Below are 14,034 nucleotides of genomic sequence, written 5' to 3'. Positions count from 1 at the left end.
CTTTGCGGCGACACGAAACATCGTTTCGGGGTGCAAGCGGCGCCTTATTTGCCGCGCTGGCCGGATTATGGCTTGCACCCATGACCGGCGGTTTGGCGCTGGCCCAATCCCCGGCCGGGGCGCTCGGCCTCGGCAACCGCGGTTGGTCGACGGCCGACACCACCCACGCAACGCCTGCCGACGAGCTCGAATTCAGCGCTCGCGCGGGGCTTGCATCCGACTACATCTATCGCGGGACCACGCTGTCCGATCATGGCCCCGCAGCCGGCGCCGCCTTCGAGACGAGATGGGGCCCGCTCTACGCCGGCACGACGGTCGCCACCGTCAAGCTGCCGACCCAACCGGCCGCCGAACTCACCTTTGCCGCCGGCATGCGCCCGCAGATTGCGACGATCGATTTTGATCTTGGGGCGACCTATTTCGCCTATCCCGGTGAAAGACTTCCTGGCGAGACCAACGGCATCAATTATTGGGAGATCGTTGTCCGCGGCGATCGACGCATCGGCGATCAGATCCGCGTCGCCGGCGGTTACGCCTATTCTCCGAACGTCTCGAACACCGGCGCCTGGAGCCAATATGTGGCGGCCGGCCTCGGCTTCGACGTGCCGGAGCGGTTTCTGCTGCAGAACCTGACCGTGTCGTTCACCACCGCCGCCGGCTATTCCTGGTTTGGCAACCAGACCTCGCAACTCGGCGGCTTCCCGCTGCCTGCCTATCTCAACTGGCAGGCCGGCGTGACGTTCACGCACAAGGCGCTCAACCTGGATCTGCGCTACTACGACACCAATCTGTCGAAGGAAAATTGCTTCGTCTTTACAGGCGATCCAAATGCGCGGCCGGGCGGCCGCGCCAATCCGATCACCAACCCGGACGGCCTGGTCTCGAACTGGTGCGGCGCGACATTCGTCGCCAAGATCTGGTTTGCGTTCAACTAACTTAGGGAACCACCGTCGGCGGCAATATTCGGTAGAGCACGACACCCAGCCCGAGCGCGTCGCCCGTCAGGACGAGCTTTCCGCTATTGATCGTTCGCTGCAGCAATATCCTCTGCAGGTTGGGATCGGGGTGGGTCGGATCGGAATAGAACTTCGCCAGGTTGCTGGTATTCGCATCGATCAGGTAGCGCTCAATCGTCACGGTCGAGCCGTCGCTGAACGGCAGGTTGTCGACCTCAAGCGAAATCCCCTCCGGCGTCTCGGTCGAAATGTTGTTGCCGAAGACACGGGTCGGATCATAGTTGTAGACCATGATGTTCGCGGTCGAGTTAGCGCCATCCCAGGTCGCGAACGCGTTGAGGTGGGAGCCCGCCCCGCCGGTGAGCGCAGCCTGCACCCGCTGGCCTGACATCTTGTTGTACATCTTGAAGAGGTTCGCGACCGGCTTCGGGTAGTAGTCGGCCGGCTTGTCGCCGTGCGGCACCTTGTGCAGCAGGCTGGCCTGGCCGAGGAAAGGTGTGATGTTCGGATCCCCCTGGCCGTCGCCGATAATGAGGTACGACCCCATTGATATCTTCTTTTTCACGGCTTCGGACAGGAACGCCGCCGTCCACGCCGCCCCCTTGTGCGAGTAATTGACGTCAGTCGCCTCATAGGCCGTAGGGCCCCATTCCGACAGGAACAGCTTCACGTCGGGCATGTTGGCATTGTTCTTCTTCAAGGCGTCCAGCTTGGCCTGGGCCTTGTCGACCAGATTGTCGAAGAACGCGAAACCGCCGGTGCCGTCTGTCGAGCCGTAATAGTGGAACGAAAAACGATCGAGCCGCGCGTTGAATTTTGCCAAGTAGGTGTCTGCCAGCGGATTGAAGGTCTGGTCGAGGAAGACTTCCTCCAGCGTCGGAAGATTCTCCGCCGGATAATAGTTGAAGCTCAGTCCGACCAGGGCCGGCCCGGCCATTTCCAGCGTCTTGCCGTTATACCTCTGGTTGGCGGCGAGTTCGTTTCTGATGTTCACGATCGCCTGCGAGAAGACCTTCTGAACCGGCAAGAGCTGCCTGGGCAGACGGCGCGCATCGAGCCCGTAAGGGTACGACAAGGTCGGATCTTCGGCCTTGGACATCACGTGGGTCTGCAGCGGGGTCCACTGCTTGAGGACATACTTGGCCGGATCCATCCACCACAGCCAACGGCCCCATGACCCCAATGGCTTGAGCCTGTAGGCGGATGGATTGGTGTCACTCCAGTTCTCCGGGGCTGAATCGGCGATATCAGCCTCGTTGCTGACCTCGAAGATGACGGATGACGCCCCGCCGTCGAACGATTTCTTCGCGATATAGCGCACGAGAGCGTTGGCGTATTTCTGGAAAAGTGCCGGAGCCGGCCCGTTCCGATTCCAACTCTCGCCAGGTCCGTATTGCACCAGGCGCGGCGGCATGAAGGCCGCGACCGCCACGTGAGGCGAGAGCCCGCGACCCAGGGCCCACTCAAGATGCCAGGCCAGAGGCTGGCAGTCGCCCGGATGGAAAACGCCGTCCTGCGTGTACCCGAACACATCGCCGGTCTGATCGACATCGCAATAGACATCGCTGAGCAGCAGGCGCGTCCGCTTCATGCCGGTATCGGTGATGATCTGGTTGAACTGGTCGAGAGCCTGCTCGGACGGGCTGTTCGCGCTCTGGTAGATCTTCTTGAGATCACCGAGATCGTCGTTGCCGCTGAGGCCGATATTGTAAGGCCTCTGGGTGCTGATCGTGATCGACGTCCCTGCACGCGACGTCGTCGCCGAAGCAAAGCCGAGCGACGCCAACGCCAGAAAGGAGACCGAGGCAAGGGACAGGCGATGCTTGCAAACGCGCAAGCATTGTCGATGAAGGCACGGCATGGATTGATCTCACCCGCTGGAATTGCAGATGATGGATCTATCAGCTCAAGATATTATCGATGTGAATGTCATGCTGATGTGAGCGTGACACGTCAGCCCGGGTCCGGCTGCCCGCCGCGAAACCCCGTCGCCAGCACATAGCGCTCGGAGGAATCCTGTCTGCTGGCCGCGGGCTTCACATGCCGCACTGTCGCAAAATCGCGCTTGAGCTGGGCCAGCAGATCGGCGTCGGCGCCGCTCTGGAACGTCTTGGCCAGGAATGCCCCGCCCGGTTTCAGCACGTCGCACGCGAATGCGGCCGCCGTCTCGATCAGGCCGACGATGCGGAGCTGGTCGGTCTTGCGGTGGCCGGTGGTGTTGGCGGCCATGTCGGACATCACGACGTCGGCGCCGCCGCCGAGCATCGCGGTGAGCTTCGCGGGTGCGTCGTTGTCCATGAAGTCGAGCTGCGCGAAGTCGACGCCGGCAATCTCGGGCATGTCCAACAGGTCGATCGCGACGACCTTGCCCTTGCCGTCGACCGAGCCGACGCGCTTGGCGGCGATCTGGCTCCAGCCGCCCGGCGCAGCGCCGAGATCGACCACGGCCATGCCGTGTTTCAGCAGGCGGTACTTGTCGTCGATCTCGAGCAGCTTGAACGCGGCACGCGAACGATAGCCGAGCGCCTTCGCCTTGACGACATAGGGATCGTTGAGCTGCCGCTCCAGCCACAGCTTCGACGACAATTTGCGCTTGCCGCCGGTCTTGACCTGGACGTGCAAGCGGCCGGTGGTGTCCTTGGCCATCTCACCAGCTCCTGAGTGCGCCGTCCTCGCGCATCATCTCGACCAGCATGCCTTCGCGCAGGCCCCGGTCGGCGACGCGCAGGCGCGGCAGCGGAAAGGCGCGGCGGATGGCATCGAGGATGGCGCAGCCGGCCAGCACGAGATCGGCGCGCTCGACGCTGATGCAGCTGTTGTTGGCGCGTTCCTCGTAGCTCATGCCGAGCAGCTTGCTGATGGTCGCGGTGATGTCGGAATCGTTCATCCAGATGCTGTCGATGCGGCGGCGGTCGTAGCGCGCGAGGTTGAGATGGATGCCGGCGAGCGTCGTCACCGTGCCTGAGGTGCCGAGCAGGTGCATGTCGGCGAGATCGCCGCCGTGCGCTTCGGCGAACGGTGCGACGTGGTTGGCGACCTCCTGCTCCATCGCGGCATAGATTTCCGGCGTGACGTCACGGCCGCCGAATTGCTCGGCCAGCGTCACGACGCCGAGCGGGATCGACATCCAGGCCTTGATGCGCGGTTCCGGATTTTGCGGATCGCGCTCGATCCGCACCAGTTCGGTCGAGCCGCCGCCGATGTCGAACAGGATCGCGCCCCGGCCCCGGGGGTCGACCAGCGGCGCGCAGCCGAGCACGGCGAGCGAGGCCTCGGTCTCGCGGTCGATTACCTCGAGCTCGATGCCGGTCTCGGCCGCGACGCGGCTGCGGAAACCTTCCGCATTCGAGGCGGCCCGGCAGGCTTCGGTCGCGATCAGCCGCAGCCGCTTGGCTTTGCGCAGATTGATCTTGTCGCGGCAGATGCTGAGCGCGGCGACGGCGCGCTCGATCGCAGCCTCGCTGATGCAGCCGGTCGCCGAGACGCCCTCGCCGAGCCGGATGATGCGCGAGAAGGAATCGACCACGCGAAAGCCGTCGCTGGTCGGACAAGCGATCAGGAGCCTGCAATTGTTGGTGCCGAGGTCCAGCGCCGCATAGACGCCGGTTCCCGGCGCTTGCGCGGCGACGGCCGGTTCGGGGGCCAACGCCACCGCCGCCATCGACCCATCCAGCCCACCGTGCGGCGCATGGCCGTCGCGGAGCCGCGTGTGGTCATTCATACAAATTGTCTTTCCGCGGCCCGATGGGGCCGATCTGGAATTGCTTTTTCGCCTGAAACATTAGCAGCGCGGCAAGCCTGCGCAACAACGCATCACATGGGACCATGCCCATTCGTGCGTTGTCGTGAACGGGACCGTGGGTTATTTTTGGAGGGTCCGGTCCTCCAGGCGCCCCCCAAAACGCGCGATTGCCGGCTTTTCAGGTCAATTCCATGCAAGAACACACCAAATCGTCCACGCTCGAAAACGCTATTGCACTGCAAAAATACGGCGTCGGGCAGCCGGTCCGCCGCAAGGAAGACGATACGCTGGTGCGCGGCAAGGGCCGCTACACCGACGATTTCAACCTGCCCGGCCAGGCCCATGCCGTGGTCGTCCGCTCCACCCATGCCCATGGGCTCATTCGCGGCATCGGCACCGACGCCGCCAGGGCGATGCCCGGCGTGCTGGGGGTGTGGACCGGCAAGGACCTCGATGCCGCCGGATACGGCCCCTTCACCTGCGGCCTGCCGCTGAAGAGCCGCGACGGCTCCCCCCTGCTCCAGACCAACCGGCAACCGCTGGCGACCGACAAGGTCCGTTTCGTCGGCGATCCCGTCGCCTTCGTGGTCGCCGACACGCTGGCGCAGGCGCGCGACGCCGCCGAAGCCGTCGAGCTCGATATCGAGCCGCTGCCGGCGGTGACCGATCCCGAGGAAGCGGCCAGGCCCGGTGCGCCGCTGCTCTATGACCACATCCCGAACAATGTCGCACTCGACTACCACTATGGCGACATGGACAAGGTGAACGCGGCCTTCGCCAGTGCCGCCCACGTCACCAAGGTCGACATCGAGAACACCCGCGTCGCCGTCGTCTCGATGGAGCCGCGCGTGGGGCTCGCCTCCTACGACAAGAAGACCGAGCGCTACACCATCCAGATGCCGACACAGGGCGTTGCGGGCAACCGCGCCAACCTCGCCAAGAACCTGAAGGTGCCGAACGAGAAGGTGCGGGTCCTCACCGCCAATGTCGGCGGCTCCTTCGGCATGAAGAACGTCAATTACCCCGAATACATGTGCATCCTGTACGCGGCCAAGGAGCTTGGCCGCCCGGTGAAATGGCTCGATGAGCGCTCGACCAGCTTCCTCTCCGACAGCCATGGCCGTGCGCAGAAAATCCATGCCGAACTGGCGCTCGACGCCGAAGGGCACTTCCTCGCGGCAAAGCTTGAAGGCTACGGCAATCTCGGTGCCTACATCACCGGCGTCGCGCCAGGACCGCTCTCGCTCAACACCGGCAAGAACTTTTCGAGCGTCTACCGCACGCCGCTGATGGCCGTCGACATCAAGACGGTGCTCACCAACACCACGTTGATGGGCGCCTATCGCGGCGCCGGCCGGCCCGAGGCGAACTATTACATGGAGCGGCTGATCGACCGCGCCGCCGACGAGATGGGCATCAACCGGCTGACCTTGCGCAAGCGCAACTTCATCAAGCCGAACCAGATGCCATTCCCGGCCTCCTCCGGCGTCACCTATGACGGCGGCGACTTCCAGGCGGTGTTCAACAAGGCGCTCGAAATCTCCGACCACGAGAACTTCACCAAGCGCAAGAAAGAGAGCAAGAAGATCGGCAAGCTGCGCGGCATCGCCGTCGGCTCCTATCTCGAGGTCACCGCGCCGCCGAGCCCCGAACTCGGCAAGATCGTGTTCGATCCCGATGGCTCGGTACAGCTCATCACCGGCACACTCGATTACGGCCAGGGCCACGCATCAGCATTCGCGCAGGTGCTGTGCGCGCAGTTAGGGGTGCCGTTCGACAGCGTGAAGCTGGAGCAAGGCGACAGCGACATCGTCCACACCGGTAACGGCACCGGCGGTTCGCGCTCGATCACGGCGAGCGGCATGGCCATCGTGGGCGCCGCCAAGCTCGTCATCGAGAAGGGCAAGCGCGCCGCCGCGCACATGCTGGAAGCCTCCGAGGCCGACATCGAGTTCGCCGACGGCAGCTTCACCATCGCCGGCACCGACCGCAGCATCGACATCATGGAGCTCGCCAGGAAGCTGCATGACGGCAAGGTGCCGGACGGCGTGCCTGACAGCCTCGACGTCGACCATACCAGCGAGCCGGTGCCCTCGGCGTTCCCGAACGGCTGCCACGTCGCCGAGGTCGAGATCGATCCTGAGACCGGCGTGGTGCAGATCGTGCGCTACAGCGCCGTCAACGATTTCGGCACGGTGATCAACCCGCTGCTGGTCGCGGGCCAGCTTCATGGCGGCGTCGTCCAGGGCATCGGCCAGGCGCTGATGGAGCATGTCCGCTACGACGAGAGCGGCCAGCCGATCACGGGCTCGCTGATGGACTACGCGCTGCCGCGCGCGGAGGACGTTCCGAACATGACGGTCGGCGATCACCCGGTACCGGCCACGACCAATCCGCTCGGCAGCAAGGGCTGCGGCGAAGCCGGCTGCGCCGGCAGCCTGTCGACGGTGGTAAACGCGGTGCTCGACGCCCTCTCCGACTACGGCATCAAGCACATCGATATGCCGCTGACCCCGGAGCGGGTGTGGCGTGCGATCCAGGATGCTAAGGGTAACGCGGCGTAGGGGGAGTTCCGCGATCGTGACAACGCCGGGGGTTCGACCGGCATTCCGAAAGAGATCACTTGATCGCCGTTTCGGCGGCGATCAACTCCTTTCCCTCCGTGGTCGTGATCGTTAGCCGTATCTTTTGCCCGCTGCGGCCGTCGGCAATCGCTGCCGAAATGCGATTTCCGTTGTTCGGATCGGCGCTCACGACCCCGCTGAACAGAGCCGTGTCACCCCGTTTCAACGTGACAAGCAACGGGATGGCCGGTTCGATGCTGAAGAACTCGAGCACGGCGCGAGACGCCTCGGCCGAGAAATTGATCAGCATATTCTCGTTCGCATGCGTCACGTTGCTCATGCCGACGGTCGGGCTGTAGGTTTCCGGAATAGACACCTCACTGCGTGCGGGAAAGTCTGCGCTGTGGAAAAACTGGTCTGACACGCCCGCCCATAATTCCACATACGGCCGCCACTCGTTCGGATCCTTCCGGGCATCGGTTTCGCCGGTGAGCGACGGAAACCCCCACGTCCACATTTTCAAGCCCCGCGTGAGGGTATTGTCCGCAATGCGAATAATTCCTTCTGCATTGTCATGGTTGATGACGCCCCAGAAATTCCCGCCCTGCATATCTGGTGCAGCATAGGCGATGCCCATCGTTGGCCAGTTCTTGAAGTAACGCAGGTTTTCGAAGCGCCGCCAGCCCATACCCGCGCTCTCGTCGCCGTCTGCCAGATTGGCCGACCAGGCAGGCGTCGTGTAGGTTCGGATCGGCGCGATGATTTCGGCGCCGCCTGTTGCCCTGGGATTTTTCGGCTCCGATCCCGGAGCGAGCGTCGTGCACGTCCAGTACTCGTATTGGACAGCCTCGTCGTTCGGATTCTTCAGCACCACGCGCGCATCGAGTGCGGCACGATCGGCCTTCAGCGTGACGTAGTAGTTCGCCTCGATGCCGGTCGCGCCCCTGAACTTGCTCGGCCGCGCGGAATAGTCGAAGTCATCCCGGAATGACATCACGACCGTGACTTCGTCGGCGCCCTCCTTCACCACCCGGAAAGCCCACGGCTTCAGCCAAGTCTTGCCGTGCTCGGCATCCGGGAACGTTGGGAAGATTCCGCCGTACACCATCAGCCAGTCGTAGTAGAAATTTCCGGCCTTCATGCCGTAGGGCACTCCGACTTCCGTTCGATAAAGCTGCTCGTGGCCGGTCGGCTTGTAGACCATGGAAAGAATACGCCCTCCGAATTCGGGCACGAGCGTTACCCTCAGATATCGATTTTCAAGCACGTAGGATTTGAAACTGCGTTCGACGATCACGCTCTTGTCGAGCGACCCGCTGACAAAGCCATTCTCCGCATCGACGGCGAACTTGACGGTGCTCCACGTGGTCGTCTGCTCGCTGAGCGACACACTATCGGACACCGGTGCGGCGGCATGCACGACGCAAGGCGCATGGAGCGACAAAAGGAGTGCTATTTCAAAACAAACGAGGGCGCGCAAGGAGACCTCAACTGGCTTTCAGGCCGCCGCCTGCTCGCGCGGCTGGTAGATCGCAGTATGCTGGCAGTGCGCCAGCGGCGTCGTGCCGTTGGCGACGACCAGCGCGTCGAGCTCGACGAAGCGGTGGCCCTTCTTCTCGTAGTTCGCGGTGACTTTTGCCCGCGCGGTGATCTCGTCGCCGGCGCGCGCGGCCGACAGCAGTTGCATGCGGCTGCCGACATGGATCCACGGGCCCAAAATCGTGTTGTCGACGAGGACGCGATTCATCACGCGCTGGATCAGGCCGGGATGGCCGAGCCCCTCGCGCGCAAAAATCGGATCGGTTTCCCTGACGTCGGCGAGATAGTCGGTCGCGTCCTGCCCGGCCCAGCGGCGCGGCGTCGTGCCCAGCCATTTGCCCACCTCGAACGCCGCCGGGCTCACAGGCTTGCGCTCGGCAATGGCCGCGACCTCGACAAAGTCGTTCAGCGACACCACAGGCGCGGCCACCGGCAGGGAGGCCGTGCCCGTGGCACAGAGCTCGGTGCGGCTGAACACCTCGATCGTGAGCAGGCCGTTGTGCTCGGTCGCATCGACATCGGCGGTCTCGCCATCATAGACCGGCTTGATGAAGCGGGCCTCGACCAGCCCGCGCGACAGGAAATCGTGGCCCCAGCGCGCCACCGGCACGTGCATCATGTAGGCGAAGACGTCGACGCCCGGGACCAGCCCGCCGGAAAAGCCGAAGCGGCGCGCCACCGTGTCGTCATGCATCTTGTTTTCGGACTGTTTGGCGGTGTTGTAGGCCTCGACGCGGTAGGTTTCGAGCCGGTTCGGCATGGCGGGCCTTTCCCTGAATTCTTGTTGTTTCAGGGTTGATCGTAGGCCCCCGGGAACACCGGTCAATCCCCTCGCCTTTGCGGCCCGAATGGGGTACCACGCGGCGAATGACTGATACCCCCACCCGCATCTATGTCGACGCCGACGCCTGTCCGGTGAAGGACGAGATCTACCGTGTCGCGCTCCGGCACGGCGTGCCCGTGAGCGTGGTTGCCGGCAATTTTATTCGCGTTCCCCAGGATCCGTTCATTGAGCGGATTGCAGCGGGCGCCGGCATGGATGCCGCCGACGACTGGATCGCGGAGCGGGCCAAGCCGGGCGACGTCGTCGTGACATCGGACATTCCGCTGGCGAGCCGTTGCGTGAAAGCGGGCGCCGACGTGATCGCACCGAACGGCAAGCCGTTCACGGAAGAGTCGATCGGGATGACGCTGGCGGTGCGCAATCTGATGACGGATCTGCGCTCGGCCGGCGAAGTCACCGGCGGGCCGCGCTCGTTCGCGCCGCGCGACCGCTCCGCGTTCCTCTCCGCGCTCGACCAGACGCTGCGCCGGATCCAGCGCCGTCGTGCCGACCAGGCCGCGACGAGCCAGACTTTGAATCAAGGCTAGTCATGGCGCCGCCCCTGATCCAACTCAAAGACATCAAGCTCACCTTTGGCGGCACGCCGCTGCTGAGCGGCGTCGAGCTCAACGTCGCGCCGAGCGAGCGCGTCTGCCTGATCGGCCGCAACGGCTCGGGCAAGTCGACGCTGCTGAAGATCGCAGCCGGCCTCGTCGAGCCCGACGGCGGCACGCGCTTCGTGCAGCCCGGCGCCACCGTTCGCTATCTGCCGCAGGAGCCTGACTTCGGCGAGCACAAGACCACGCTCGCCTATGTCGAGGCGGGCCTCGCGCCCGGCGACGACCCGTACCAGGCACGCTACCTCGTGGAGCAGCTCGGGCTCACCGGCAACGAGAACCCGGCCAACGTCTCCGGCGGCGAGGCCCGCCGTGCCGCGCTGGCACGCGTGCTGGCGCCCTCGCCCGACATATTGCTGCTGGACGAGCCGACCAACCATCTGGACCTCTCCACCATCGAATGGCTGGAAAAGGAGCTCGACAGCCGCCGCGGCGCGCTGGTGATCATCAGCCATGACCGCCGCTTCCTCACCAATCTCTCGCGCTCGACCGCATGGCTCGACCGCGGCAAGATCAAGCAGATCGACCGTGGCTTCGCCTCGTTCGAGAGCTGGCGCGACGAGGTGCTCGCCGAGGAAGAGCGCGACCAGCACAAGCTCGACCGCAAGATCGTCGACGAGGAGCACTGGCTGCGCCACGGCGTCTCCGGACGCCGCAAGCGCAACGTCAAGCGGCTCGGCAACCTGCACGCACTGCGCGACCAGCGGCGCAATTATCGCGGCACGGCCGGCACCGCCAGTCTCGCCGCATCCGAAGCGGAGCAATCCGGCAAGCTCGTGATCGAGGCCAAGGGCGTCACCAAGGCCTTCGGCGACCGCGTGATCGTCGACAATTTCTCGACCCGCATCCAGCGCGGCGACCGGCTCGGCATCGTCGGACCGAACGGCGCCGGCAAGACCACGCTGGTCAACCTGCTCACCGGCGGCGCGGAGCCTGATTCCGGCATCGTGCGGCTCGGCGCCAATCTTGAGACGGCCACGCTCGACCAGCACCGCGAAAGCCTCGATCCCAAGTCGACGCTGGCCGAGGCGCTAACCGGCGGCCGTGGCGACCAGATCATGGTCGGCGGCAAACCGAAGCACGTCGTCGGCTACATGAAGGACTTCCTGTTCGCCCAGGAGCAGCGCGGCACGCCTGTCGAGGTGCTCTCGGGCGGCGAGCGCGGCCGGCTGATGCTGGCCCGCGCGCTGGCAAAACCCTCGAACCTGCTGGTGCTGGACGAGCCGACCAACGATCTCGACCTCGAGACGCTCGACGTGCTCGAGGACATGCTCGGCGACTACGAGGGCACCGTGATCCTGATCAGCCACGACCGCGACTTCCTCGACCGCGTCGTCACGTCCGTGATCGCACCCGAAGGCAACGGCAAGTGGACCGAATATGCCGGCGGCTACAGCGACATGCTGGCGCAGCGCGGTGCCGATCTCAAGCGCGACACGACGAAGGCGCAAGCCCCCGCGGAGAAGAAAGAGGAGCGGCTGGCTGCTCCGCCCGCCACGGCAAAGCGGCGGCTGAGCTTCAACGAGAAGCACGCGCTGGAAACGTTGCCGAAGAAGATCGAGACCCTGCACGCCGACATTGCCAAGCTGCAGCGCTTCCTCGATGATCCCAATCTCTACACCAAAGACCGCAAGAAATTCGACGACACCTCCACCGCCATCGCCAAGGCGCATGACGAATTGTCCGCCGCCGAAGAGCGCTGGCTCGAACTGGAAATGCTCCGCGAAGAGATTGAACAGGCTTAACTCATGACCACTCCCCTCGCCGCCAAGATCGCCCGTGAATATGGCACTCCCTGCGCCGTCATCGACATGGACCGGGTCGAGCGCAACATCGCGCGGATCCAGAAGGCCTGCGACGATGCAGGTGTCGCCAACCGGCCGCACATCAAGACGCACAAGAACCCGACGATCGCGAAGCTGCAGGTCGCGGCGGGCGCGAAGGGCATCACCTGCCAGAAGCTCGGCGAAGCCGAGATCATGGCCAATGCCGGCATCGACGACATCCTGATCAGCTACAATCTGCTCGGCGAAGAGAAGATGGCACGCCTGGGCGCGCTGCAGGCGAAGGCGAACATGACGGTCGCCGCCGACAATTCGACGGTCGTCGCCGGCCTGCCCAAGGCAGCCGTAGCCTCGGGTCGTCCGCTCTCGGTCGTGGTCGAATGCGACACGGGGCGCAAGCGCGCGGGCGTCGAGACCCCGGCAGAGGCGATTGCGCTGGCCCGCGAGATCGCCGGGTCCAAGGGGCTCGAATTCGCCGGTTTCATGCTGTACCCGACCGAGACCGGTTGGGCCGACGCGCAGAAATTCTACGACGAGGCGCTGGCCGGCGTGCGCGCGCACGGATTGGACGCCAAGATCGTCTCGACCGGCGGCACGCCGAACCTGAAGAATCTCGGCAAGCTCAAGGGCGGCACCGAACATCGCTTCGGCACCTATATCTACAACGACCGCATGCAGGTCGCGGCCGGCTCCGCCACCTGGGATGATTGCGCGCTGCACATCTATTCGACGGTGGTGAGCCGTGCCGCGCCCGAGCGCGGCATTCTGGACGCCGGCTCGAAGACGCTGACGACGGACACCGGCGGGCTCGACGGCCACGGCCTGATCCTGGAGCACCCCGAGGCCAAAATTGCGCGCTTCGCGGAAGAACACGGCTTCCTCGACCTCTCACGCAGCAACACGCGTCCCAATGTCGGCGACGTCGTGCGGATCGTGCCGAACCACGTCTGCGTCGTCGTCAACATGATGGACGAGGTGGTGATGGTGCGCGGCGAGGAGATCATCGGCACGCTGCCGGTGGCGGCGCGCGGGAAGCTGCGCTAGGCGCGAATTAGAGCTTGCAGCTCCCGATCCAGTCCGTCGCGGAACAGGTTGATCGGGCGAGTCAGTCGCCCGGCCGGCGGGCGATGCACCAGCCATGCGCGCACGGCGGGATTGAACTCCCGCGCAGCGACCGGCTTGAGCTTGTCGCGAAATGCGCTGCGCTTCAGCCCGATCGGCGTGACCAGGCCGACGCCCAGGCCGCGTGACACCAGCGACAGCCGAAGCTCGCTGTCCAGCGCCTCCACAGCGACGGTGAACGGTAAATGCTCTGCATCGAAGCGGCGCTTGAGTGTGTCGCGAAATCCGCAACCGTCCTGGTTGATCACCCACGAGAGCTGCGACAGGCGCTCCAGGTCGACGGTGCGCGGAATCTTCATGTCGCGCGCGACGACGAACACCACCGGCTGCGACCCGAGATCGTCGGCGACGAGATCGGCAGGCGGCGTTGCCCCGTCAGGCAGGCAGATCGCGGCGGCATCCAGCTCGTTGCGGCTGACCCGCTCGACTTGGTTGGGCGACCAGCCCGAGACGACGCGCACGCTCAGTGCCGGAAATTCGGCACGCACCGCGTCGAGCGGCGCGCTGAGTCCGGCCTCGGAGAGAAACGGCGTGAGGCCGAGCCTGAACTCGCCGCGTACAACGCCGTCATTGGCGACGCCTGACTTGAGGTCGTCCAGCATCCGAAGAAGGCGCCGGCCCTGCTCATAGGCCTCACGACCTGCGGCCGTGGGCTTCAACGGTTTCGACAGGCGGTCCAACAACTGCGCGCCCAGCATCTCCTCGAGATTCTGGATGCGCCGGGTTACGCCAGGCTGCGTGAGATTGAGGCGCGTCGAGGCGGCAACGATTGATCCGGTCTCGACCACAGCGACGAAGGCGACAAGGTCATGAGTATTCATAACGAACTCGCATATTCTTTATAGGATTAATTGAATTGTAGCATATTAGTCACCCCGCTTAAAGGG

General features: G+C 64.5%; 11 protein-coding genes. 5 read left to right on the top strand and 6 right to left on the bottom strand.

Annotated features, from left to right (window positions below):
* Positions 1–80 precede the first annotated feature (80 nt).
* Positions 81–935, top strand: a complete 855-nt coding sequence (locus AB7535_RS11525; protein WP_439036292.1) for a TorF family putative porin — start codon at positions 81–83, stop codon at positions 933–935.
* A gap of 1 nt (position 936) precedes the next feature.
* Here the strand turns inward: AB7535_RS11525 and AB7535_RS11520 are convergent, their stop codons facing one another.
* The 3 genes from AB7535_RS11520 to AB7535_RS11510 form a co-directional block, all read right to left on the bottom strand.
* Positions 937–2,793 carry a hypothetical protein gene (locus AB7535_RS11520; protein ID WP_439036291.1) on the bottom strand — a complete coding sequence of 619 codons (1,857 nt, stop codon included), beginning with the start codon at positions 2,791–2,793 and terminating at the stop codon, positions 937–939.
* A gap of 116 nt (positions 2,794–2,909) precedes the next feature.
* Positions 2,910–3,602 carry an RlmE family RNA methyltransferase gene (locus AB7535_RS11515; protein ID WP_439036290.1) on the bottom strand — a complete coding sequence of 231 codons (693 nt, stop codon included), beginning with the start codon at positions 3,600–3,602 and terminating at the stop codon, positions 2,910–2,912.
* 1 nt (position 3,603) lies between these two features.
* Positions 3,604–4,677 (bottom strand): Ppx/GppA phosphatase family protein, encoded by a 1,074-nt coding sequence (locus tag AB7535_RS11510; RefSeq protein WP_439036289.1) that lies wholly within the window; start codon positions 4,675–4,677, stop codon positions 3,604–3,606.
* 212 nt (positions 4,678–4,889) lie between these two features.
* Here AB7535_RS11510 and AB7535_RS11505 point away from each other — a divergent pair, with 212 nt between their 5' ends.
* On the top strand, positions 4,890–7,262 hold the full coding sequence (locus AB7535_RS11505) for a xanthine dehydrogenase family protein molybdopterin-binding subunit (protein WP_439036288.1): 2,373 nt from the start codon (positions 4,890–4,892) through the stop codon (positions 7,260–7,262).
* Between the two features lie 55 nt (positions 7,263–7,317).
* Here the strand turns inward: AB7535_RS11505 and AB7535_RS11500 are convergent, their stop codons facing one another.
* Both AB7535_RS11500 and AB7535_RS11495 read right to left on the bottom strand, forming a co-directional pair.
* Positions 7,318–8,742 (bottom strand): DUF5107 domain-containing protein, encoded by a 1,425-nt coding sequence (locus AB7535_RS11500; protein WP_439036287.1) that lies wholly within the window; start codon positions 8,740–8,742, stop codon positions 7,318–7,320.
* An 18-nt stretch (positions 8,743–8,760) separates the two neighbouring features.
* Positions 8,761–9,561, bottom strand: a complete 801-nt coding sequence (locus AB7535_RS11495; RefSeq protein WP_439036286.1) for a hypothetical protein — start codon at positions 9,559–9,561, stop codon at positions 8,761–8,763.
* Between the two features lie 107 nt (positions 9,562–9,668).
* Here AB7535_RS11495 and AB7535_RS11490 point away from each other — a divergent pair, with 107 nt between their 5' ends.
* The 3 genes from AB7535_RS11490 to AB7535_RS11480 are packed head-to-tail and all read left to right on the top strand — an operon-like array spanning position 9,669 to position 13,069.
* Positions 9,669–10,172, top strand: coding sequence for a YaiI/YqxD family protein (locus AB7535_RS11490; protein WP_439036285.1), 504 nt, complete (start codon positions 9,669–9,671; stop codon positions 10,170–10,172).
* Between the two features lie 2 nt (positions 10,173–10,174).
* Complete coding sequence (locus AB7535_RS11485) at positions 10,175–11,986, top strand: ABC-F family ATP-binding cassette domain-containing protein (RefSeq protein WP_439036284.1); 1,812 nt, start codon at positions 10,175–10,177, stop codon at positions 11,984–11,986.
* Positions 11,987–11,989: 3 nt separating this feature from the next.
* A complete protein-coding gene (locus AB7535_RS11480; RefSeq protein WP_439036283.1) occupies positions 11,990–13,069 on the top strand; it encodes a D-TA family PLP-dependent enzyme in 1,080 nt (359 codons plus the stop codon).
* Here AB7535_RS11480 and AB7535_RS11475 read toward each other — a convergent pair.
* Entirely contained in the window at positions 13,066–13,968 is a 903-nt protein-coding gene (locus AB7535_RS11475) for a LysR family transcriptional regulator (protein ID WP_135214319.1), read from the bottom strand. The genes AB7535_RS11480 and AB7535_RS11475 overlap by 4 nt on opposite strands.
* Between the last annotated feature and the right edge of the window lie 66 nt (positions 13,969–14,034).

It is taken from the genome of Bradyrhizobium sp. 956_D2_N1_4 (assembly GCF_052076025.1).
Taxonomy (GTDB): Bacteria; Pseudomonadota; Alphaproteobacteria; order Rhizobiales; family Xanthobacteraceae; genus Bradyrhizobium; species Bradyrhizobium barranii.
The sequence above is the reverse complement of the archived record's forward strand: the minus strand, read 5'-3'. Positions and strand labels throughout refer to the sequence as shown.